This window comes from Variovorax flavidus, assembly GCF_030317145.1.
GTDB classification, from domain to species: Bacteria; Pseudomonadota; Gammaproteobacteria; order Burkholderiales; family Burkholderiaceae_C; genus Variovorax; species Variovorax flavidus.
On record NZ_JASZYE010000003.1, the window covers coordinates 88770 to 111245 of the forward strand.

The 22476-nt window shown below is 63.6% G+C and carries 24 protein-coding genes; 10 read left to right on the top strand and 14 right to left on the bottom strand.

The window, feature by feature from the left end; all coding sequences use genetic code 11:
- Nucleotides 1-24 precede the first annotated feature (24 nt).
- From QTH90_RS15705 to QTH90_RS15765, 13 genes are all read right to left on the bottom strand, one after another.
- The gene (locus QTH90_RS15705) at nucleotides 25-1161 is read right to left on the bottom strand and encodes a porin (RefSeq protein WP_286665498.1); all 1137 of its coding nucleotides are present in this window, start codon (nucleotides 1159-1161) and stop codon (nucleotides 25-27) included.
- 252 nt (nucleotides 1162-1413) lie between these two features.
- Nucleotides 1414-2415, bottom strand: a complete 1002-nt coding sequence (locus tag QTH90_RS15710; protein ID WP_286665499.1) for a tripartite tricarboxylate transporter substrate-binding protein — start codon at nucleotides 2413-2415, stop codon at nucleotides 1414-1416.
- A gap of 53 nt (nucleotides 2416-2468) precedes the next feature.
- Nucleotides 2469-3272, bottom strand: a complete 804-nt coding sequence (locus QTH90_RS15715) for an amidohydrolase family protein (protein ID WP_286665500.1) — start codon at nucleotides 3270-3272, stop codon at nucleotides 2469-2471.
- 109 nt (nucleotides 3273-3381) lie between these two features.
- Nucleotides 3382-4584 carry a LysR family transcriptional regulator gene (locus tag QTH90_RS15720; RefSeq protein WP_286665501.1) on the bottom strand — a complete coding sequence of 401 codons (1203 nt, stop codon included), beginning with the start codon at nucleotides 4582-4584 and terminating at the stop codon, nucleotides 3382-3384.
- 61 nt (nucleotides 4585-4645) lie between these two features.
- On the bottom strand, nucleotides 4646-5503 hold the full coding sequence (locus QTH90_RS15725; protein WP_286665502.1) for a fumarylacetoacetate hydrolase family protein: 858 nt from the start codon (nucleotides 5501-5503) through the stop codon (nucleotides 4646-4648).
- 11 nt (nucleotides 5504-5514) lie between these two features.
- Entirely contained in the window at nucleotides 5515-6294 is a 780-nt protein-coding gene (locus tag QTH90_RS15730; protein ID WP_286665503.1) for an SDR family oxidoreductase, read from the bottom strand.
- Nucleotides 6295-6313: 19 nt separating this feature from the next.
- A complete protein-coding gene (locus QTH90_RS15735; RefSeq protein ID WP_286665504.1) occupies nucleotides 6314-7330 on the bottom strand; it encodes an amidohydrolase family protein in 1017 nt (338 codons plus the stop codon).
- A gap of 26 nt (nucleotides 7331-7356) precedes the next feature.
- On the bottom strand, nucleotides 7357-8277 hold the full coding sequence (locus tag QTH90_RS15740) for a VOC family protein (RefSeq protein ID WP_286665505.1): 921 nt from the start codon (nucleotides 8275-8277) through the stop codon (nucleotides 7357-7359).
- 12 nt (nucleotides 8278-8289) lie between these two features.
- On the bottom strand, nucleotides 8290-9168 hold the full coding sequence (locus QTH90_RS15745) for a substrate-binding domain-containing protein (RefSeq protein ID WP_286665506.1): 879 nt from the start codon (nucleotides 9166-9168) through the stop codon (nucleotides 8290-8292).
- Between the two features lie 4 nt (nucleotides 9169-9172).
- Nucleotides 9173-10132 carry a substrate-binding domain-containing protein gene (locus QTH90_RS15750; RefSeq protein ID WP_286665507.1) on the bottom strand — a complete coding sequence of 320 codons (960 nt, stop codon included), beginning with the start codon at nucleotides 10130-10132 and terminating at the stop codon, nucleotides 9173-9175.
- Nucleotide 10133: 1 nt separating this feature from the next.
- Nucleotides 10134-10988: an HpcH/HpaI aldolase family protein gene (locus QTH90_RS15755; protein ID WP_286665508.1), complete on the bottom strand. Its 855-nt coding sequence runs from the start codon at nucleotides 10986-10988 to the stop codon at nucleotides 10134-10136.
- A 21-nt stretch (nucleotides 10989-11009) separates the two neighbouring features.
- Nucleotides 11010-12071 (bottom strand): WD40/YVTN/BNR-like repeat-containing protein, encoded by a 1062-nt coding sequence (locus tag QTH90_RS15760; protein WP_286665509.1) that lies wholly within the window; start codon nucleotides 12069-12071, stop codon nucleotides 11010-11012.
- Between the two features lie 103 nt (nucleotides 12072-12174).
- The gene (locus tag QTH90_RS15765; protein WP_286665510.1) at nucleotides 12175-13371 is read right to left on the bottom strand and encodes an ABC transporter substrate-binding protein; all 1197 of its coding nucleotides are present in this window, start codon (nucleotides 13369-13371) and stop codon (nucleotides 12175-12177) included.
- A 210-nt stretch (nucleotides 13372-13581) separates the two neighbouring features.
- On the opposite strand from QTH90_RS15765, the gene QTH90_RS15770 reads away from it, so the two are divergent.
- From QTH90_RS15770 to QTH90_RS15805, 8 genes are all read left to right on the top strand, one after another.
- A complete protein-coding gene (locus QTH90_RS15770; RefSeq protein WP_286665511.1) occupies nucleotides 13582-14391 on the top strand; it encodes a class I SAM-dependent methyltransferase in 810 nt (269 codons plus the stop codon).
- Nucleotides 14392-14563: 172 nt separating this feature from the next.
- Nucleotides 14564-14929, top strand: coding sequence for a hypothetical protein (locus tag QTH90_RS15775; protein WP_286665512.1), 366 nt, complete (start codon nucleotides 14564-14566; stop codon nucleotides 14927-14929).
- Nucleotides 14930-15060: 131 nt separating this feature from the next.
- Nucleotides 15061-15915 carry a restriction endonuclease gene (locus QTH90_RS15780; RefSeq protein ID WP_286665513.1) on the top strand — a complete coding sequence of 285 codons (855 nt, stop codon included), beginning with the start codon at nucleotides 15061-15063 and terminating at the stop codon, nucleotides 15913-15915.
- Nucleotides 15912-16211 (top strand): excalibur calcium-binding domain-containing protein, encoded by a 300-nt coding sequence (locus tag QTH90_RS15785; RefSeq protein WP_286665514.1) that lies wholly within the window; start codon nucleotides 15912-15914, stop codon nucleotides 16209-16211. Before QTH90_RS15780 ends, QTH90_RS15785 begins: the two co-directional genes overlap by 4 nt.
- A gap of 265 nt (nucleotides 16212-16476) precedes the next feature.
- On the top strand, nucleotides 16477-16875 hold the full coding sequence (locus tag QTH90_RS15790) for a VOC family protein (RefSeq protein ID WP_286665515.1): 399 nt from the start codon (nucleotides 16477-16479) through the stop codon (nucleotides 16873-16875).
- A 57-nt stretch (nucleotides 16876-16932) separates the two neighbouring features.
- Entirely contained in the window at nucleotides 16933-17757 is an 825-nt protein-coding gene (locus QTH90_RS15795) for a YihY family inner membrane protein (protein WP_286665516.1), read from the top strand.
- Nucleotides 17758-17821: 64 nt separating this feature from the next.
- A complete protein-coding gene (locus QTH90_RS15800; RefSeq protein WP_286665517.1) occupies nucleotides 17822-19069 on the top strand; it encodes a cation:proton antiporter in 1248 nt (415 codons plus the stop codon).
- Between the two features lie 76 nt (nucleotides 19070-19145).
- On the top strand, nucleotides 19146-20471 hold the full coding sequence (locus tag QTH90_RS15805; RefSeq protein WP_286665518.1) for an NAD(P)/FAD-dependent oxidoreductase: 1326 nt from the start codon (nucleotides 19146-19148) through the stop codon (nucleotides 20469-20471).
- 18 nt (nucleotides 20472-20489) lie between these two features.
- Here QTH90_RS15805 and QTH90_RS15810 read toward each other — a convergent pair whose 3' ends face one another.
- A complete protein-coding gene (locus QTH90_RS15810; protein WP_286665519.1) occupies nucleotides 20490-20909 on the bottom strand; it encodes a DUF1801 domain-containing protein in 420 nt (139 codons plus the stop codon).
- Nucleotides 20910-21208: 299 nt separating this feature from the next.
- Between QTH90_RS15810 and QTH90_RS15815 the strand changes: the two genes are divergently transcribed.
- Together QTH90_RS15815 and groES are read left to right on the top strand one after the other, a co-directional pair.
- On the top strand, nucleotides 21209-21826 hold the full coding sequence (locus QTH90_RS15815) for a hypothetical protein (protein ID WP_286665520.1): 618 nt from the start codon (nucleotides 21209-21211) through the stop codon (nucleotides 21824-21826).
- A gap of 349 nt (nucleotides 21827-22175) precedes the next feature.
- On the top strand, nucleotides 22176-22466 hold the full coding sequence (gene groES, locus QTH90_RS15820; protein ID WP_093109638.1) for a co-chaperone GroES: 291 nt from the start codon (nucleotides 22176-22178) through the stop codon (nucleotides 22464-22466).
- The last annotated feature ends 10 nt before the right edge of the window (nucleotides 22467-22476 follow it).

Here is a 22476-nt window from a genome sequence, read left to right on the forward strand (position 1 = left end):
GCGGTCTCGAAGATTCCTCGCGGCTCAGAACCAGTGGTGCATGCCGACCGTCATCACACGGGGGTCGACAGCCTTGAAGATGAGGGGCTTGCCCTCGCTGCCCTTCATGTCGGTCGCGATGTCGGCGTAGAGCGCGGTGCGCTTGGACAGCCTGTAGAGCGTGCCGACGTTGACGACCTGCGAGTCGATCCCGTCCTTGATGCCGTAGGCGCCTATCCCGTTGGTGCGGTGCTGGCCGAACTTCAGGTAGGGCTCGAAGACGCTGACCTGGTAGACGGCCGTGACGGCCCAGTCACTGGCCCGGGTCCACTTGGCGGCGGGCCCGGAGGCGGTCTCGTACTGGTAGATCGCTCCCACCGTCAGGTTCTCGAACCTGTAGGTGCCGCCGATCGTCGAGAGGTCGCCCTTGGCGTTCCACAGCGGATCCGGACGCACCGACTCGTACCCGATGCCCACGAACAGGTTCTTGTCGCTGTACGTCACGGTGGCACTCAGTTGATTGCCGGAACCGTTCTTGGCGAAGTTGCCAGCCTCGCCCAGGGCATACATGAGCTTGCCCTGGAAGCCGCCGATCCTGGGCGTGATGTACTGCGTCGAGTTGTTCTTGCGGTTGGAGTCGGCGGTGCCCGCCGTCCCGGTGCCGCCGGAGAACACGGAGACGCCGTCGTTGTTGTTGCCGCCGCGCCCCGGAGTCCCCGAAACCCAACGGCCGACCGTGGAAACGTCGCCGTTGTACATGATGCCGCTGCCGCCAAAGCCACTGCCGCACCAGAACTGGTCGACCTGGCACACCAGATTCGCGGTGGAAGTCAGAAATTTGCCCATGCGGATTTCACCCAGGCTCTGGCTGGAAAGGCTCACCGAAGAATTTCGATTGAAAGCCCCGAATCTGCTGAGTTCACCCGTATCCACCTGGGGGGCCATTTCCAGATTGAAATTGGCGGCAAGGCCTCCGCCGAGATCTTCGGTTCCGGCAAAAATGAGACGCGACGCGGCAAAAGCTCCATTTTGCAAACGCTTGACCGTAGTTCCGTTGGTAGCCTTGTAGTATTGGATACCAGCGTCCAATTCCCCCATGATTTTCACGTTGGATTGCGCCATCGCCAACCCGGCAAATCCGGGAAATAGCGCCGCAGTGGCAATCATTGCCTTGATATTCATTGTCTCTCCGTTGTTTGTCTGACTTATTTCCTGCACCCGGCGTCTTTAGATAAATGTCGGTGTGTGTGCAGGTGTAATTCTGACAAAGAACAATTTGGCAGCCCCATACAAAATCTGCGCGCGTTATAAATTTAGACTTATCTCCAACGGGCCGCGGGTTAACCATATAAGAGATAACACCGAAGGGATCCGTCAAATCAGGCGGGCAAAAAAAGAGGGATGCCGGGCATCCCTCGATCGGGCAAAAAAACGTCAGGATTCGGGCGTGAAGTTCAGCGCTTCCACCGCCTTCTTCCAGCTGGCGCGTTCCTTCCGGATGTTCTGCTGCAGCTGCTCCGGATCTCCCCACTTGGCAGCCTGGAGTTGCTTGCCCATGGCGGCCTGGACTTCGGGTTGGGCCAGCCCCTGCTTGAGCACGCCGCGCAATTGCTGGACCCGCGCATCGGGCGTGCCCGCCGCGACGAACACGGCAATCCACACACCCATGGCGTATTCGCCGAAGCCCTGCTCCGCGAAGGTGGGCACGTTGGGCACGAAACGGCTTCTCGCGTCGCCGGTGGTGCCGAGGATGCGCAGCTTGCCCTGCGCCGCGAATTCAGTGACATCCACCAGCGGGACGACGACGGCCGAGACCATGCCGCCCACCAGGTCCAGCACCGCCGGGCCGGGCCCGCGGTAGGGCACATGGCGAAGCTCGATGCCCGCGCTGCGTGCGGTCATGCTGCCGACGAAGTGCGGCATCGACCCGGCACCGGGGGAGCCGAAGTTGGCGTCGTTCGGGTTCTTCTTCGCCCACTCGAAGTAGCTTTTCAGGTCATGGACGCTCGCAGGCACCATCGGGCCGACGGCCAGCGCCAGGTCGAAGGTTCCGAGGCTGCCGACGGCGATCAGGTCCTTGTCCGGGTCGTAGGGGAGCTTCTTGTAGGTGACCGGATAGACCGTGAGCGGGGAGGACACGCCCACATAGACGTTGCTGCCGTCCTTGGCCAGGGTCTTGAGGTAGCTCACGGCCATGATGCCGCCCGCCCCCGTCTTGTTCTCGACGAAGGTGCTGGCCGCGTAGCCCGGCTTGATCAGCTCCGCCACCTGGCGGGCGATGTTGTCCACCATGGAGCCGGCCGATACGCCGAGCACCACGCGGACGGTTTCGAGCTTGTCGGTGGCGCCGAACGCCCATTGGGGCAGCGCGACGGTGGAGGCGAAGGACGCCCCCAGGATGGCGCTGAACTTTCGGCGCGAGAGTTGGATTTGCATGTCGATGTCTCCTTTTCTTGTCTATCTATGCGTCTTGAAGGCCGCCGTCGCCGTCACTTCCATTCGAGCAGGTCGAGGATGTTCTGCCCCATGACCCTGGCCAGATCGGCCTCGCCCAGATACGGCAGATGCTCCCGGAAGTGCGCTACGCACTGGGCATAGGAATGGTGCAGGCGGCTGAGGTCGCTGCCCCAGATCACGCGGTCGGCGCCGAAGGCATCGAAAACCTGCCGCAGCGGTGCTTCGAGCGACTTGAACGGATAGGGGTCCATCGCGTAGTCGCCCACGCCGACCGCCTTGACTCTCACATTCGGGAATTGCGCCAGTTCGAGCAGTTCCGGCAGATGCTTGAAGGCCGTGGCGCCCACCGCGCCGCGCGGCACGCCGAGATGGTCCACGATCAGCTTGAGCCGGGGATAGGCCTGTGCGACTTGCCGGGCGATCTGCAAATGTCCGGGCGCCAGCATCGCCACCACCAGGCCCGTTTCCTCTGCGATGGGCCACAAGGGATCCAGCAGTCCGTCCGCCCAGGGCTGGATGCGGTCCGGCGTGTTGAGGAGGAAGCGCACGCCGCGCATGCCGGCCTGGTCGCGCCAGTGGCGCAACTGCTGCGCAGCGTCAGGACGCGCCGCGTCGAGCAGGCCCATCACGGTGAACTTGTCGGGCAATTGGCGCGCCATCTCCAGCGCATAGACATTCCCATGGGGGTCCCAGAGCGGGGGCACCAGCACCACCCGATCCACGCCCGCGGCTTCCATTTCCTTTTGCAGCACGGCGCTGGTAATTGGATCCCTGCGGTGATGACCCGTTGATTCCCCCTGCGCCCATGGATGGACCTGCGCATCCACAACCTTCATAAATCCCTACTTTCCTGATTAACGCCAAAGATCAGATCGAGGGATATATTAGTAGCGCAGCCATTCAGCAATTCATAAGAAGCTGATCGATCATCATAAAAAACATGCGCTATGCGTTTAATAGGCAAGCGGAATTCTTGCGAAAAACGTCGACGAAGTATTTCTGGACATCGGTCAGCTGTTTCCCGCGGGTGGTCGTAATGCCCGCCGCCGGCTGTTCGCAGGCAATGGTGAATGGCAGCGGGGCCAGCAAGCCAAAATGGCGCTCGCTCAGGATTTCCACCCAGCTCAGCACCGTCAGCATGTCCGACTCCGCCAGCGAAATACGGATGGTGGAGAGCGAGTAGGTTTCGATCAAGGCCGGCGGGGTCGTTGTTTCCGCAAAGATGTGCTCGTAGGCGCGTCGTCTCGGCGAACTCGCGGGCGGCAGGATCCACTGGTAGTCCTGCAGGTCCTCCACGGTGAGTTGGCTCTTGAGGCTCAACGGATGGCCCCTGCGCGCCACGATGCAGTAGGACTCCTTGTAGAGCAGTTCCTGCTGCAATCCCATGTCGGACTGCTGCGCCTTGAGCAGCCCGACGATGAAATCGACCTCCTCCCTCAGCAGCTTGTTGACCAGGCTGTCGTAGGTGCCGTTGATGACCGCGATGCGCACGTCGGGGTACTGCTCATGGGTTTCCTTCATGGCATTCACGATGAGCATGGACGGGTCGAGCAGCATCACGCCGATGTTGATGGTCTTGCTGCGCGGGTAGGTGAAGCCCTGCATCGCATCGACCAGCGCGGTGACCTGGGCCGTGACGTGCTTGAGGCGCAAGGCCAGCGCGTCGCCCAGGTCGGTGGTCTTGATGCCGGCGGCCGTGTTCTTGTACAGCCCGCAGCCGATGTTGGATTCCAGCGTGCGGGCCGAGCGCTGGAGCGAGGCATCGGTGATCTCCAGCTTGGCTGCGGCGGCCCGGAACGAATGGCACTCGTGGATCGCGACGAGCGCCTGGCTCTGGGAGCGCGTGATTCTGGAAGCGACCGCCAGAGGCGCGATTTTCTTTTCGCCCGGAATCAGCTCCATGGCCCCTTCCAGGGACTCGATGATTCTTTGCGTCCGGATATGCGCGGCAATGCCGGCTTCGGTCAGATAGATTCCGGTCTTGCTTCTTTCGAAGAGGGTCGCGCCCAGTATCTTTTCCAGCGAATTGATGCAGATGGTGATGGCCGGCTGGGTGCGCAATAGCTCGCTCGATGCCTTGGTCACGTTTTCCAGGCGTGCCACGCAATCGAATACGCGCAATTGCCAGATACTGGGGAGATTGTTCATTATTTCCAGAAAACCAACGCGATGAATCCTCCGGCCTTGACGGAGGATTCATTGGTTTCCGTCAAGGCTGGACGATCCTGTTGCCCAGCATCCCGATCTTCTCGATGCTGATCTCACAGGTGTCGCCGGCGCGCATCCACACGGGTGGCTTCCTGGAGAAGCCCACACCACTCGGTGTTCCCGTGGCAAGGATGTCGCCCGGCTGCAAGGGCGCCATTGTCGAGACGTATTCGATGAAACGCGGAATCTTGTGCAGCATCAGTTCGGCTTTGTCGGACTGCAGCAACTCGCCGTTGAGTCGGGTGTCGATGCGCAGGTCGTAGGGATTGCCGATCTCGTCCGCCGTCACGATCCAGGGTCCGATCGAACCACTGCGGTAGAAGTTCTTGCCGGGCGTGATCTGCCGCGTGTGGAACTGCCAGTCGCGCACGCTGCCGTCGTTGAGGATCGTGTAGCCCGCAACATGCTCGAAGGCGTCTTCCGCCTTGATGCGATAGCCCTCCTTGCCGATCACGACGGCCAACTCCCCTTCATAGTCGAACTGCTCGCTGACGCCAGGGTGCCAGATGTCCTCTCCGTGCGCGACGAAGGTGTCGATATAGCGCGCGAACACCGCTGGCTCCTTGGGCAGGTCCTGCACACGGCCGGCGGATTCCACCTCCTTGTGGTGGTCGGCGTAGTTCACGGCCAGGCACCAGATGTGCGCGGGGTTCGTGATGGGCGTGAGCAGTTTGACGTCGGCGACGGCGCAGTCGGCCTCGTACCGGGATGGATCGCCGATCTTGTCCAGGCCCGCCGCCAGCAGGTCGCGCAGCGTCGGGTACTGGCCGCCGAAGGTCTTGCCGAGGTCGATGACGCGTTCGCCCACGACCACGCCGTAGGAGGCCTTGCCGTTGCGCTCGAAGCTGATGAGTTTCATGGTTGATTTCCTTACACGAGGCCGGCGTACGAGCCGCCGTCGAGTTGCAGGTTCTGGCCCGAGATGAAGCTGGCCTGCTCGCTGCACAGATAGGCACAGGCATCCCCGAACTCGTTGGGCTTGCCAAGCCGCTTGGCGGCGATCGTGTTGGCGATGCGCTTGCGCGCCTCTTCGACGGTGATGCTCTCGCGCTGGGACATGCGCTCGGCCATGAAGCGCTGGCGGTCGGTGTCGAAGCGCTCGGGCAGCAAGTTGTTGATGGTCACGTTGTCGATGACCGAATCCTTCTGCACCGACTTGCTCAGCGCCGTGAGCCCTGAACGCACGGCAGCCGACAGGCCCATCGTCGCGCTCGGCGACTTCACCATCGCGGACGTGATGTTGATGATGCGGCCGAACTTGCGCTGACGCATGCCAGGCAAATGGGCCTTGATCAGCATGATCGGCGCGAGCATGTTGCTCTCCACGGCCTCCTGCCAGTCCTCGTAGGACCAGTCGGCGATCTTGCCCGGCTCGGGTCCTGCGTTGTTGTTCACCAGGATGTCGGCATCCGGGCAGGCTGCCAGGATCTTCTCGCGCCCCTCTTCGGTGGCGATGTCCGCCACGATGATCTCGCAGCGATGGCCGGTCGCGGCTTCGATCTGCCTCGCGGCCTCGACCAGCTTGCTTTCGGTGCGGCCGTTGATCCAGACCTTGCAGCCCTCGCGCACCAGCGATGTGGCGCATGCCAGGCCCAGGCCCTGGGACGATGCGCAGACGACGGCCTTCCGGCCCTTGATACCCAGATCCATCGGGTCTTCCTTCTCTTCTTCAGTCTTGGATGTATTGCTTGAGGCGCGGGTAGACGCGCAGCACGTTGCCCGCAAACACGGCCTGGCGCTGCGCCGCCGACAGGCTCGTCGTGGCTTCGACGTAGCGCTTGGTGTCGTCGTAGTTGTGGCCGGTCTCGGGGTCCACGCCCTTGACCGCGCCGATCATTTCGGAGCCGAAGAGGATGTTCTCCGTAGGCACCACCTTCGTCAGCAGATCCACGCCGGCCTGGTGGTACACGCAGGTGTCGAAGAACACGTTCTTCAGCAGGCCTTCGTTGAGCTTTTCCATGCCCATGTCCTGCGCCAGCCCGCGATAGCGGCCCCAGTGGTAAGGCACCGCCCCGCCGCCATGCGGGATCACGAAGCGCAGCGTGGGAAAGTCCTTGAACAGCTGCGGCGCAAGCAGGAACTGCATGAAGGCCGTCGTGTCGCCATTGAGGTAGTGCGCGCCCACGTGGTGGTGGCAAGGGTTGCAGGAGCTGCTCACGTGGATCATGGCGGGCACATCCAGGTCCACCATCTTCTCGTACAGCGGGTAGTAGGTGCGGTCCGTCAGCGGAGGCACTTTCCAGAAGCCGCCCGAAGGATCGGGGTTGAGGTTGCAGGCGACGAAGCCCAGCTCCGTCACGCAGCGCTCCAGTTCATGCACGCTGGCCTGCACGCCGAAATCCCCGGCGGACGAGGACTGCGGAAGCTGGCAGACGCCCGCGAAGTTGCGCGGGTAGAGCTGGCACACGCGATGGATGAGGTCGTTGCAGACCTCGGACCACTCGACGCTTTGCTCGGGCGTGCCCAGGTGGTGGCCCATCTGGCCGGCGATGGGCGAGAACAGGGTCAGGTCGAGCCCCCGCTCCTTCTGGAAGCGCAGCTGCTTGCCTTCGAGGCTCTGGCGCAGCTCCTCGTCTGAAATGTGGAGCGGCTGGCCGTGGACGCCGCTTCCTTCCAGCTGTTTCTTGCGCCATTCGTGCAGGGCGGTGGGAACGGTCGTGAAGTGACCGTGACAGTCGATGATCATGGGAGTGTTCGCTTGCTGCGGATGGACTACGAAAGGATGGGAGAAGCCTGCTTCACGAAGCGCTCGGGCGGACGCTCGCCGCTGTCGTGGACCATGCCCGAGCCGATCTGGATCTCGTTGAAGCGGCTCTTGTCGTTCATCCTTTCGCTGGACGACCAGTGCTCGTGCATCACGTTGAACGGCGACATCCAGTAGTCGAAGATCTGGCTGCCCAGCGCGTGGCGGCCGATGCCGCGCACGTGGTCGTAGTTCAGCTCGTGCAGGTGGTCCCCGCCGGTAAAGATCTCATCGACACGCTCCACTTCGAAGGAACAGTGGTGCAGGCCGTCCTTGTCGCCCCGGAAGACGAAGAGGATGTGGTGGTACACGGGCTCGTCGCCCATGTCGGCCCGGACGAACCTGCCGAGGGTGTTACCTGGCTTCTCGATGTAGAGCTCGTCCGTGGCCAGGAAGCCGAAGTGGCTCTGGTACCAGTCGAGCGTCTCGTGCAGGCGCGTCGTGGCATAGGCCGTGTGCACCAGCCGCTCGATCTTGGCCGGGCCGCGGTCCTTGCTCATGCCATCCGTGCCGCGCAGCAGGTTGCGGCGAGGCAGAGGGGCCACACGCTCGCGGCCCTGCACCAGCTCCACGCTCTGGCCGTTGGGATCCTTCAGGCGCAGGCGTTTGCCGCCGCCGGGCTCGTCGATGGCCTCGACAGTGGCGCCGAAGCGCTCCTGCAGCGACTCGATCGGCACATCGGGGTGCACGTTGTAGCCCACGGCGAGCACGCCGGATTCGCCCAGCTCGGTCACGTGGATGAAAGGCTCGTCGGCGATGCCGCGCATGTAGAGGCGCCGGGCGTCGCGGTGCACCTTCACCAGGCCGAACTCGGTGAGGAATTTTTCCTGCACGTCCAGGTCGGGAGCACCCAGTCGCACGTAGGCGATGGAAGAAATGATTCCAGGCATGGGGTGTACCTCTTACTTCAGGATGTTCAGCACGTCGCCGTACAGTTCGTCGGGCGCATAGCGCTTCTTGATCATTTGCTGGTCGTACGCATAGTCGATGACCTTCCGCAGCGACAGGTCGAGTTTCTCGAATCCGAAGGGCTGCAGCTCGTTCACGCCTTCGGCGCCGGCCGCCTCGCGGCTCTCGACGAGCATGCGGTAGACCTCGGCCACGGCGTCGGGATGTTGCCGGACCAGTTCGTTCTTCACGACCACGACGTGGTTGATCGGGATCACGCCGGTGCGCTGGTTCCATTCCCTGGCCGACGCCTGCGGGTTGTCGATCACGTGGCGCAGCTTGTCCTTGTTCTCGATCGCGCCGCCGGCAATGATGGCGTCGACCTTGCCGTCGAGCAGCGCCTGCTCCAGGCCCAGCGTCTTGTCCAGGCCCTGCACCCCATCGGGGTCCTTGTACTCGGCCACGTGGGCGCCCTCCTGGCTCCACCATTGCACGTCCTGCATTTTCAGGCCGTACTCGTCGCTGAGGATGCCGCGCACCCACGTCGGCGTGGTCTGCGAATACGAGCGCATGGCCACGCGCTTGCCCCGGAGGTCCGCGGCGGAGAAGACGTCGTCGGCGCGCGAATAGAGGCTCTTATGGTGGAAGTTGCCGTTCATCACGAAAGGCAGCAGCGTGTAGGGATGGCCCGCGTCGTAGGCGAGCAGGTAGGTGACCACGGCGAGTTCGGCGACGTCGAACAGGTGGTTGCGCACCACGTCCTTGAACGCCTTCTGCGCCGTGTCCACCGGCGCGATGTCGAGGGACACGCGATCGGAGGCGATCTCGTGATTCTTGAGTGCGGCAGTCTTGGGGTAGCTGCCGAACATGGCTTTCAGTGTTGTCTTTTCCACGGCTCTATTTCCATTCGGCAACTTGGCCGGTGTTGGCGGTGCGGGGGTCGATGAAGATGTCTTCGGCACGCACTTCCTTGCCGATCAGCCCTTGCGCGTGGGCATAGCGGATCAGCGCCTGCAGCGAGGCCTTGTTCTCTTCGAAGCCATAGGGCAGCGGGTCGGGCATGAACTTGCGCAGACGCAGGTAGCGCTTGTCGTCGCCCGAGGGCTCCGCGATTGACGCCAGGCCATCCAGGTACGCCTGCTTGGAGTGCACGAAGTGCTGGTACAGGGCCTTGGGGAGGTCCGGGTGCTTCTCGACGAGTTCGTTGCGAACGACGATGACGCCATGGATGGGATAGATGCCGGTCTTCTCGAACCAGGCTTTCTCCACCTCCGCGTGATTGGTCACCAGCTCTTCCATCTCGATCCTGGCGTCACCGGCACCGGCGAGCCCGTCGAAGGCCACATCGATCTCGCCGGCCTCGATGGCCTGCACGATCTTCCGGCCTTCGGGGAGGCGCTGCACGTTGGGCGGCAACTGCAGGTCGTCCAGGTTCTCGGCCTCTTCCGTCACCCAGGTCACCTTGTCCGAGTTCAGGCCGTAGTCGTCGGCGAAGACGCCGCGCGTCCACACCGCAGCGGTGACGGAGAAATTGCGCACGCCGACCTTGCGGCCTTCCAGATCCTTCGGGCTGGCAAGCGCCAGGCCCTTGCGCTGCTTGATGCCCGAGTGCCTGAAGCGACGCGTCATCGGGAGCGGCAGCGCCGTGATCGCGGCCCCGCGCTCCAGCGCCATCAGGTACATGGTCGGCGCCATCTCACAGATGTCGTAGGGCTGCGTGCGCGCCATGTCGCGGTAGGCGTCGGGCATGCGCTTGACCTCGATGAACTCGAACGCCACGCCCGGCGCGATCTCGGACCGGGCGCGCACACCGTCCAGCTGGGCGTGTTTGCCCAGCACCGTCTTGAAGCGGACCATCTCAGAGTTCCTTGACGAGATGACGGCCGGTTTCCAGCGCCGAGAAGTCGCGCCGCGGATAGCTCATGAGAAAGCGGTAGCCCTGGTCGATGATGTCCCTGGCGTTCTGCCTGGTCATGTGCGGATGGCCCACGGCCACGCCGTGCGCCTTGCCCACCTCCAGCACGTGGTCCATCATGCGCAGCAGTTCGGGGTTCTCGTAGTCGCGCGGGCAGCCCAGCTCCTGCGTGAGGTCGCCCTCGCCGAGCAGCAGGACGCCGATGCCCGGCACTTCCTTGAGGATGGTCTCGATGTTGTTGACGCCCTGCACGTCTTCGATCATCAGCGCGACCAGGATCTCGCCTTCGGGCACCAGCGGCCACACATCGGCGCGCTTGTAGTACTCCTGCTGCGACAGCCCCCAGTAGCGTGCCGCCGCCATCGGCGCGTCGCCGCGCAGGCCGGCCGGCTCATGGTGGGGCCGGGAGGGCAGGCGCGGGTAACGGCAGGCGGCCACCGCGTTGTAGGCCTCCGCGCTGTTGCTGATGCGGGGCCACACGATGCCGTACGCACCCAGGTCCAGGGCCTGCTTGGCAAACCACTGGTTCATCTCGCTGCCGCTGGCGGGGATGCGCACCATCGGCGTCATGGGGTTGGCGATGCTGCCCGACTTGACGATCTGCTCGCGCAGCAGAAGGAACTGCATCGCGGTGCGCAGCGCGTTGATGTCCCAGGGGTTGTGCTCCAGCTCGAAGACCAGGCCGTCGTTGCTCGACTGGGCGAAATTCACCGCATTCTCGATTTCCGCCTGCACGAAGGACGTAAAGGCAATGCCCTGGCCGCTTTCCAATGCACGGATGATTCCATTCAGACGCATTTGATTTTCTCTTTTTTATTCTCAGATCATCGCCACGCAGAATGCGTCGCCGGCATTTTCGGGAAGCTGCTTTTCAAACCAGGACTGCGCGCCGTCGAAGGTGTAGAAAACTTGCCCACCGCGCGTCACCGAAATCACGCCCTCCGGGTCGTGCTTGTGGGCATTGATGCCCATGATCGTGCTCAATGGCGTCACCTGCGCGTCGGCGCGGCGCCAGTTCTTGCCGAGATCGTCGCTCGTATAGACTGCACCGGCATTGCTTCGCGAAGCAATACTGAAGCATGAATACATTTTCTCGGGCATGCCGGCGGCAATCCGGAGATCACGGCAATAGGCAAATGGTGCGTATTTTCCGACCTCCAAATCCCTGAAGGTCTTGCCCAGGTCCGTGCTCTCGAAAATACCCAGTCGACAGATATAGAAGATCGAATCCGGGGCTGCGGGCGTGGTGGTGACGACGTGCGCGTCGAACATGCCCTCCGAGTCGTCGTCCGTCTCGATCTTGCTCCTCAGATGCTCCAGCTTGGCAAGCTCCAGCAGTCCGCGCGGCTCGGCATTCCAGGTCTTGCCGCCGTCCAGGCTGAGCATGAAACCATTGATCTCGGCAATGCCGTACAGGATCTTTTCATCGGTTGGATGGAATGCGAGGCGCATGGCGCGGGATGCGCCGAAGCGGATCGCGAAACGCTCGGGGTTGTTGACCTCGCAGGCGGTCCATGTTTCGCCGCAGTCATGGCTTTCAAAAACGCCAATGGGCGACGTGCCTGCAAAAAGGTGGTTCGGATTGCGCGGATCGACCTCGATCGACCAGAACTGAAAACCGGGATCGAGCCCTTCGATCCGGCGCCAGGTCTGGCCCCTGTCCTCGGATTTATAAATACCCTTGCGCGCTGCCGCGAAAATGATCTGGTCGAATTCCGGATGCGGAACGATGGCCTGAACGGCGGCATCGTCCGCAATATCTTTTGCCTTCTCCCACCCTTTTCCGTGCTCCAGCCTATAAAGCGAACCGACGGCACCTTCGCGCGTCACCGCCGTGCCGGCGAACAAAACCCTATTCATCATTGCCTCCTGGTCATACATGGCAATGCGATCTTAGGATTTAGCGTTTGCGCACTCTAATTAGTTCAGAAGCCCATCTATAAGTTTGTGCTGAACCGGGGGGGGGGGGTGGGAGGCAGGTCTGTCAGCGGAGGTAGCGGCCGCCCGGCCCCACCATCGCCAGCTCGACGAAGCGCGACCCATGGTGGTTTTCGGGGCTGTAGTCGACCGTGTAGCCGCCGATATCGGTCATGTGCATGCCCTCCAGGGCCGCGACGAGCTTCTGCGGCGTGACGCCTTTGCCTGCGCGCTTCAGGCCTTCGAGCAGCACCTGGAGGTTGAGGTAGCCGAAGAAGTGGTCGTAGTCGACCGGCAGATCCGCCGCCTCCATCGCCGCGTGATACCTGCGCGTCAACGCGCTCGTGGCGCGGAAGGGATAGGGCACGATCTGCGCGATCGCCAAGCCGCGCGCCTCGTCACCGAGCGCTTCGATCACGGCGCGCGAACTGGCGATGCTCACGCAGTAGATGGGTGCCGCGATCTTCTGGCGAGCCGCCTTGACGAAGGGCACCAGCGACGGCCCGAAAGACATGAACATCAGAGCTTGCGGCTTGGCGGCCGCGAGCGTGGCGACGGCAGCGGCGGCATCGCTGCCGCTGACTTCGAGCGGCGCCTTGGCGACCAGGGTGGCACCAAGTTCCTTGCAGGTTTCCTCCACCACGGGCGCCATCAGTTGCCCGAAGGGGCTGTTCTGGTAGACGAGTGCAATCTCGGAGCGATGCAGCGTGACCAGATTGCGCACCATCTGCACCACTTCATCGCGATAGCTCGCCATGGTCGTGAAGAAGTAAGGGTTGTGCTTGGCGCGCAGTGCGGGCGACCCGCTGTAGACGCCGACGAGCGGCACCTTCTTCTCCGCAATGAGCGGCAGCGCGGCGCCCACGCCGGCGGTGTTCGTCAGGCCGAACAGCGCAACCACGTCTTCACGCGCGAGAAGCTGGTTGACGTTCGCCACCGTCTTCTGGGCGTCGTAGGCATCGTCCAGGGTGACGAGCTTGACGCTGCGCCCGCCCAATCCGCCCTTTCGGTTGAACTCGGCCAACGCCATGTCCTGTCCGCGCAGCACGGCCTGGAGGGTCGGCGCCAGCGGCCCGCTCAGGTGCGCGCTCTGGCCGATGACGATGTCGCCGGCGGCCTTGGGCGCCGTGCCGCCCTTCGCGGGCTTTTCGGCGCTGGGCGTATCCAGCGCAAGCGCCGGCAGTGCAGTGACGCCACTGGCGACGGCGACGATGGCCATTGCAGCCTGTCGGCGATTGAGTGCAGTCGTCGATCCTCGGGTCATGGAAATGTCTCCTTGTCGTTGTTTGAGGCGGCCGGATGCTGCTGCCCGCGCCAGTTCAGGCGGTGTCCTGCCGGCGACAACCAAGTAACGAATGTCAAAACTTCGTGAATTGCTTCACTGCCGCGGTGAGTCCCGGCCCCCGGCCGATCGCGGCTTGCAGCCAACGACCTTGAACTGCAACATACGTTGCGCTGCATGGAGGCACTCCCGATGAACACCTCTTCGACCTTCCTGGCCACGCAAGGCGATGCCTACGAGAAAGTGATGGGGCGCTGGAGCCGGCAACTCGCGCTTCCCTTCCTGGACTTCGTCGGCACGGCGGAAGGCGATCGCGTGCTCGACGTCGGCTGCGGCACCGGCCACCTGACCTTCGCGGTAGCCCGGCGATCGGGCTCCGGCGAGTTGCGCGGCATCGACATGGCCCAGCCCTATATCGAGCATGCGAGGCGCCACAACCAGGATGCGCGCATCGTCTTCGAGGTCGGGGATGCCTGCGCCCTGCCCTTTCCGGAACGGAGCTTCGATCGGGTGCTGTCGCTGCTGGTCCTGCACTTCGTGCCGCAGGCGGAGCAGGCGATCGCCGAGATGCGGCGCGTCGCAAAACCCGGTGGGGTGGTCGGCGCAGCCGTATGGGATGTGCGCGGCGGCTTCGTCGCGAACCGGATGTTCTTCGATACCGCTGCTGCAATCGATCCCAAGGCCAGGGAGCGTCGCGCACGAAACTACACGCGGCCCATGACGCGACCCGGGGAACTGCAACGGGCATGGCGCACTGCCGGGCTGAAGGACGTGGTGGAAACCACGCTGATCATGCGGATGGAGTTCGCCTCCTTCGCCGACTACTGGACTCCCTATGAGGGCAGCGAAGGCCCCGCCGCAGAGTACGTCGCCAGCCTCACCGACGCGGAGCGCGAGCGACTGCGAGAGGCTGTCGAGGCGGCCTATCTGGGCGGCGAGGCCGATGGCCCACGCTCCTATGCGGCGCTGGCGTGGGCCGTGAAAGGAACGGCACCTTCCTGAGGACATGGTGGCGCCGTCGAAGCCACTGTCACATGCGTGCGACACACGACGGGCACCTGCGCCGTCGACTGCATCGTATTCGTCGATGCAACGCTCTTGCTGCCCGATTGCGTGCGCCATTGCGGTCCGCCGGGGTGCGGCGTATCGTGGCTGCACCATGAAGGAGCGGAACATGCCTTCACGAAGAAACCTTTCGGGCGGAACGACGCGGCACATGCCGCCGCCGATGCCGCCGAGTTCGATGGGCTACCCCATGGAACTGACGAAGCCGTCGGATGCCGAGTTGTGCGAACGCGCGGTGCAAACGATATGGCGCAGTCTGGATGAGCACGACCTCGTGGACGAACACGTCCGACAGGAACTGGCCGCAGTCCTCGAGCCGCTGACCTGCCTCGCCCTGGGGGATCGCCCGCAGCGCCTGATCAATGTCTTGAAGTTGCCCAACCCGATCGATGCTTCCCATCTGTATTGGCTCACCCGCCGCCTTCTGACGCTGGTGCCTGAGCTGCAAGCCGCGGCCATTGCGCGCAAGCTTTAGCGCCACCCTGTGGCAATAGTCACGAAATCGATCGTGACGATGTGGTCGCGTCGCATCGCTGGAATCTCCTTCGCTAGAGTGCCGGACAAATACGTCCGGCGCCGCCGCACGAACAACAACGAGGAGACAACATGCCGCGACGCAAGAAGACCGGACCGTTGGAGGACATGGTCGAGGTGGTGTCAATGCTGCCCTGGTGGGTCGGCGTTGCACTGGCGCCGGTGATCTACTTCCTTGCGCATGCATGGGCCGTCCGAATCACAGCCGAGATGGTCACCAAGCCGCAGATCACATCCAGTCTCTATTTCGCGCTGGCGTCGGTTGGACAGTACCTGGTGCCTTTCGTGTGCCTCGCTGGCGCGGCCTTGTCGGCATGGCGCCGCCATCAAAGGAAGCAACTGGCCGACAACGTGGCTGCCGCGAAGACCGCGGACGCGCTTGAAGGCATGACCTGGCGCGAGTTCGAACGCCTGGTCGGCGAGGGCTTCAGGAGAAAGGGCTTCCAGGTCGAAGAGCTGGGCGGCAGCGGGCCCGATGGCGGTGTCGACCTCGTCTTGCGCAAAAGCGGCGAGAAGCATCTCGTGCAATGCAAGCAATGGCGGGCCTACAAGGTGGGCGTGCAGGTCGTGCGCGAGCTGTACGGCGCAATGGCTGCTGACGGTGCGGCGGGCGGTTTCGTCGTGACTTCCGGACGATTCACCGAAGAGGCGCGAGCCTTTGCCGAAGGACGGAACGTCCAACTGCTGGATGGCGACGCGTTGTTCGCCATGATTCGATCTGCGCGAAGCGTCAAGCACGGCGACGACCCCGCGCAAGCAGCGAAGCCAATGCCTTTGCCTCCCGACAACGCGACAACAGCACTCCAGACGCCCTGCTGCCCGAAATGCTCGGGCGCGATGGTGCGCCGGACTGCAAGGAAAGGCGCACACGCCGGCGATTCATTCTGGGGATGCGCCGCCTATCCGAAATGCAGAGGAACCGCATGAAGAACGTGATCGTCCTGTTGATCCTGTGTCTCATCGGTTGGAAGGCATACACCCACTTCGAGCAGCGACAGCAGCAGGGAGTCCGTGTTGCGGTTCCGGACAAGGCGTGGAGCCCTTCAACCTCCGGTCGCCCCACGACCGAAGCGAACAACGCTTCGTTCAGGTGCGACGGGCGGACGCACTGCTCGCAGATGACATCGTGTGCCGAAGCGACCTTCTTTCTGAAGAGCTGCCCCGGCGTCAAGATGGATGGCAACGGCGACGGCGTTCCGTGCGAAAAGCAGTGGTGCCGTTGACCACCTGAAGAAGATCTCTCAGTCGACGACCAGCCCGCGGTCCCAGATCTGTGCCGACAGTACTTTCGTTTCGTTTGCGATCGTGCCGCGACAACGAGGCGTACTTCGGTCGGTTCTTCAAGTAGCACACCGGCCATCAGTCGACCGAATTCCGTGACATGGCGCGCACGAAGCTGGCGACGCCGTGACGACGCAGCACAATGACGGACAGCCCTTCCATCCACCCGGGCCGCCGGCCCGCTCATGACCATTGCGAGGCCTCACCATGTCGGACATCGGCCTGACCCATGTAGCGCTTCCCGTGCATTCGCTTGCGGCCAGCGTGGCGTTCTATGCAAAGTACGCAGGCATGCAAGCCGTGCATTCGCGGCCGGGGGTGGTCTGGATCAGTGACCGCACGAGGCCGTTCGCCATCGTTCTCATCGAAACGTCGAATGAGATCAAACCGCTGCTGCCGATGGCGCACCTCGGCGTCGGCGTGCGGTCCCGGGAAGAAGTCGACAGGCTCTGCCAGCTTGCACGCGAGGATCAATGCCTGGCGCGGGAGCCCCAGGATTCGGGCCCTCCGGTCGGCTACTGGGCGCTGATGCGGGATCCGGACGGCCACACGCTCGAGCTTGCGTACGGGCAGGAACTGGGTCACGCGGTCGAGGACGCGGCGTGAGCATCCGGGGCGCCATCACAATCGCCATGCCGTCGATTTCTTCTCCTTCAGCGATCCATGTTCACCCTGACCCGCTTGACAATTCAACGCGCCAAGAAAGAGCGCTTGCCCCAGGTCGCCGGGAGCCTCACGTTCACGACCTTGTTGTCCATCGTGCCCTTGCTCGCAGCGAGCTTCGCGCTGTTCACGCGATTCCCGATCTTCAAGCGGTTCAAGGACGCGCTGCAGGAGTTCCTGCTGAGCAGGCTGCTTCCGACGGACATCGCGCGCACGGTCCTGAAGTACCTCAACCAGTTCGCGGCGAACGCCAGCGGCCTCACATGGGTCGGCTCGCTCTTCCTGCTGGGCACGGCCATCGCGATGTTGCTGACCGTGGAGAACGCACTGAACCAGATGTGGGAGGTCCGGAAGAACCGGCCATTCTTCAGGAGGGTCGGCCTCTACCTGCTGATGCTGGCGGTCGGGCCGCCCGTTCTGGGCCTGAGCCTGTGGGCAACGTCGTATCTGCTGGGCATCTCGATGGGCGTGATCGGCGCGCTGCCACCATCGCTCGCATTCGTGCTTGACCTCGGACCGCTCATGCTCGGCGTCGCCGTACTGACGAGCATGTTCTACCTGGTCCCCAACGCCAAGGTACGGCTGCGCGACGCCGTCGCGGGCGGCTTGATCGCCAGCGTGGCCTTCGAGCTCGGCAAGCGCGGCTTCACCGCGTACCTCGTCAAGGTGCCGACGTACAAGGCGCTGTACGGGACGTTCGCCGCCCTCCCGATGTTCCTGCTGTGGGTGTACTTCTCGTGGCTGGTCACGCTGGTCGCGGCCATGATGACGGCCAACCTGGCGCTCACCCGGCGGCGATCGGGGGGCAAGTCCGCTCGCGGGTAGCCGCGTCGAGGCCGGTGGACAATCCCAGTCCCGAGACAATCCACCTGAATCTCCCGTACCGGCAATGTCCCTCACGCTCCTTTTCCTGCAGCTCACCGTCATCCTGGTCACCGCACGCGCTTGCGGCCTTGCGCTGCGCGCGGTGGGCCAACCCATGGTCATTGGCGAGATGGCGGCCGGCATCCTGCTCGGACCGGTGGTGTTCGGCGCGCTGTTCCCGCAGTGGCATGCGCAGCTCTTCCCGCCGGCGTCGCTGCCGGGCCTGTCCTCGCTGGCGACGATGGGCGTGGTGCTGTTCATGTTCATCGTCGGTGCGGAACTCCGCGCGCCCAGCGGCATGGGCGCCCAACTCAAGGCCGCGGGCTGGGTCGGGCTGTCGAGCATGGCGTTGCCGATGGTGCTGGGCGTGGCGATCGCACCCGTGCTGCATCCGTCGCTCGCGCCGCAGGGCGTTGCCTTCTGGCCGTTCGCGCTTTTCCTGGGCGTGGCGCTGTCGATCACCGCTTTCCCTGTCCTGGCGCGCATCCTGAAGGATCGCAACATGACCCGCACGCGTGTCGGCCAGTTGTCACTGGGCGCCGCTGGCGTAGTGGACGCGCTGGCATGGGTGCTGCTGGCGCTGGTCGTCGCGCTGGCGAGCACGGGCGGCGGCCTGCAGGGTTTCCTGCGCATCGCGCTGGGGTTGGCGGTGATGGTGGCCGTGGTGTTGCTGATCGTGAGGCCCCTGCTGGCCCGGCAGCTTCGCAGGCACGCACCCGACGGCGTGCCCTCTCCGATGGTGCTCGCCGCGCTGCTCATCGGCCTTTTCGTCTGCGCCATGCTCACCGAATGGCTGCACCTGCACGCGGTGTTCGGCGCCTTCCTGTTCGGCATCGCGCTGCCGCGCGACGACCGGCTGCTGCGCGCGCTGGAAGCCCGGATCGAGCCACTGTCGATCGTCGTGCTGATGCCGATCTTCTTCGCGCTGGCCGGCCTGGGCACCTCCTCCGGCGCGTTCGCCAATGCGGGCCTGGGTGCGCTCGGCCTGATCCTGCTGGTGGCCTGCGCAGGCAAGATCGTCGGCGGAGCGGCCGGCGCGCGTGTGTGCGGCTACGGATGGCGCGAAAGCCTGGCGACCGGCGCGCTCATGAATTCGCGCGGGCTCATGGAACTCATCGTCATCAAGGTCGGCCTTGACACCGGACTAATCGGCGCCGAGTTGTTCACAATGCTTCTGGTGATGGCGCTGGTTACCACGGCCGCGACCGGGCCGCTGCTGTCCCTGATCGGCCGGAAGAGCCTGGAAGCCGTCGACCAGGCCAAGCGTACCTAGACCCGGCGGTTCTGTCGGGGCGTTCATCATCGGCGGCGTTCACGCCACCCCCTTCAATTCGAAAGAGAGTTCCTTCATGGAAGCAAGGCAGGAGTGCGATGTTCTGGTGATCGGCGGCGGGCCGGCGGGCTCGACGATCGCGACGTTGTTGGCGCAAGAAGGCCGCCGGGTGGTGCTGCTCGAAAAAGACCATCACCCGCGCTTCCATATCGGCGAGTCCTTGCTGCCGGGCAACGTCGAGTTGTTCGAGAAGCTGGGCGTGCGCGAGCAGGTCGCGAAGATCGGGATGCCGAAGTTCGGCATCGAGTTCGTGCCGCCGGACCTGGACTACTGCAGCTACGTGGACTTTTCGGAAGGATGGGACCCATCCAAGGATTCCGCCTGGCAGGTGCGCCGCTCCGAACTGGACTTGCTGCTGTTCCGCAACGCGGAGCAAAAGGGCGCGCTCACGCTCGAAGGCGCGAAGGTGCGCCAGGTGGACTTCGACGACGCGGGAGCAACCGTGCGCGCGCAGCTCGAGGACGGCACCGCGCGCCAATGGCGGGCGCAATTCGTGGTCGACGCCAGCGGCCGGGACACCTTGCTGGCCAACAAGTTCAAGTGCAAGCAGAAGAACGCTGCCCACAACAGCACCGCGCTGTTCGGCCACTTCCGCAACGCGCGGCGTCTGGAAGGCCGGCGCGAGGGCAACATCAGCATCTGCTGGTTCGAGCACGGCTGGTTCTGGTTCATCCCGCTCGCCGACGGCACGACCAGCGTCGGCGCGGTCTGCTGGGCCTACTACCTCAAGGCGCGCGACAAGCCGCTGAAGGACTACTTCTACGACACCATCGCGCTCTGCCCCGAGCTCAAGGACCGCCTGAAGGACGCCACGCTGGTCGACGACAAGGTACACGCCACGGGCAACTTCTCGTACTCCAGCACGCACGCCACCGGCGATCGCTACCTCATGGTGGGCGACGCCTACACCTTCATCGACCCGATGTTCTCCTCCGGCGTGTTCCTGGCGATGCAGAGCGCCTTCGACGGCGCGAAGCTGGTGGCCACCGCGCTCGACCGGCCGGGCGAACTCGCGCCGGCACGCGTCGAGCTCGAGCAGCGCATGCGCGTGGGCCCGCGCGACTACTCGTGGTTCATCTATCGGGTGACCAACCCGACGATCCGCGACATGTTCATGCACCCGAACAACGCCTTCAACGTCAAGCAGGGACTCATGTCGCTGCTGGCGGCCGACATCCACCACGGGCCCGCGTACCGTCGCTCGCTCTTCATGTTCAAGGCGATGTATTACTTCGTGTCGCTCCTGAACTGGCGGCGCACCTACGCTGGCTGGAAGCGCCACCGCTTCAACATCCGCGACATGGGGCCGTTGAAGGGAGAGACGATCCAGCAGGCGGATTGACGCGGCCGCCGAGGCAGCTCAGGACTTGGGCTTCTTCGAGGCTTTCGACTTGCCCGAACTGTTCAGGTCGATCGCTTCGCGAATCAGTGCCTTGAAGGCGGACGCCTCGACCTCTTCGCCTTCCTTGATGTCTATCGCGCGGCGCGTGTTTCCGTCGAGGCTCGAATTGAAGAGGCCGGCCGGATCTTTCAGGGACGCACCCTTGGCGAAGGTGAGCTTCACGACGCTCTTGTAGGACTCGCCAGTGCAGATGATGCCGTCGTGCGACCAGACCGGCGTGCCCATCCACTTCCATTCCTCGACGACGTCGGGGTCCGCCTGTTTGACGAGCTCGCGCATCCTGGCAAGGGTTTCGCCGCGCCAATCGCCGAGATCGGCGATCTTCTGCGTGATGAGTTCCGATGCCGACTGGCCTTCGCTGGCGACCGACTTTTTCATGCTTTCATCCTAGGAATTGCAGGAATGGTTCGTTTGCAAGACTGTGGAGGATAGCGATGTCGGACGGCGGGAAGGCGCGTCAGCGAGGCATCGTGCGCGACAGCGTCTTCTGCAACAGGTAGGCGGCAACTCGCACGCTAAGCACCAGGTCTTCCCGCACGCGTGGGTGCCCGGCTGTGTCCATCGAACTGGGGATGGCCGCGCGACGGATCTTGGAGATGATGGCTCCCTACAGTCGCGTCAGGGAGGTGCACCTCACCCTTGCCTTGATCACTGCGCGCCCGCACAAGGAGACTGCCATGAAGCCATCTGACTTCTTCTTCGGAGCGATGGACTTCTTTGCCGTTCTGCTCCCAGGCGCCATCCTCACGTTTCTCCTGATCCCTCTGGGTTCCGTCTTTGCTCCGGTCGTGCCAGCGTTCAGTACCGCGCCTGAAAAATGGCTCGCTTTTGGGGCATGCTCCTATCTTTTCGGGCACCTGCTGCACCACGCGGCTTCCTTCCTGGATGCTCTCTACGATGGCTATGCCAAGCACCGACGGCGGCGGTTCGGAGACGATTTGCTGCTGACGGAGGCCAAGCGCCTTACGACAGAAGACCTTGGCGAGAACTACTCCGACGGGACATCGACCTTCCACTGGGCGAGTTCGTATGTCAAAGCCAACAACGCGGCCGCCTCCGCCGAGATCGAGCGCTCCGGAGCCGATTCGAAATTCTTCCGCAGCCTGTGCCTCGTCTCCGGCATTGCGACCGTGCTGTTCCTCATGCGTGGCTGGCCGAGCGAGGGACTCGTACCTGCTGCACTCGCCTTCGCCCTGACGGTGTTTGCCTACCAGCGGTTCCGCAAGCTGCGCTGGGAAACCACCAAACGGGTCTATGAGTACTTCGTGCTCCTGCGCAAGAAGGCGCCGCGATGAACGGCGCCGAATCCCCGGCCGGCGCCAAGAGCAACTGAGGAAAGCGGTCCTGATCATGGGGGTCATCCGATGAGGGCGCCGCGCCTTGGCTCGGGCACCCGGTAGATGTTGCTGCCATCGTCCGCAGTCCTGGGAAGCCCTCGTGGGGCGGCGCCCGTGCCCGCCACGCGCCGCGTGCAGGTTACAACTCCCGACCAACGCCGGCCGGCCCGACCCTTGAAAGCGTGCAAAAGGCCCTTATGATTAGCACTCGTCCAAGTTGAGTGCTAACAACACCGGCTTTTGACGTTGTGGAGCCGGCAACCGCGCCGGTGCCCGAACCAACCCCCGTTTCTTATCAGGAGATGCAATGAAACTTCGTCCTTTGCACGATCGCGTGATCGTCAAGCGCATTGAAAGCGAAACCAAGACCGCCTCGGGCATCGTGATCCCCGACAACGCGGCCGAAAAGCCCGATCAAGGCGAAGTGCTGGCCGTGGGCCCTGGCAAGAAGAACGACAAGGGCGAACTCGGCGCGATGAGCGTCAAGGTCGGTGACCGCGTCCTGTTCGGCAAGTACAGCGGCCAGACCGTCAAGGTCGACGGCGACGAACTGCTGGTCATGAAGGAAGACGACCTGTTCGCAGTCGTCGAGAAGTAATTTCTCGCCC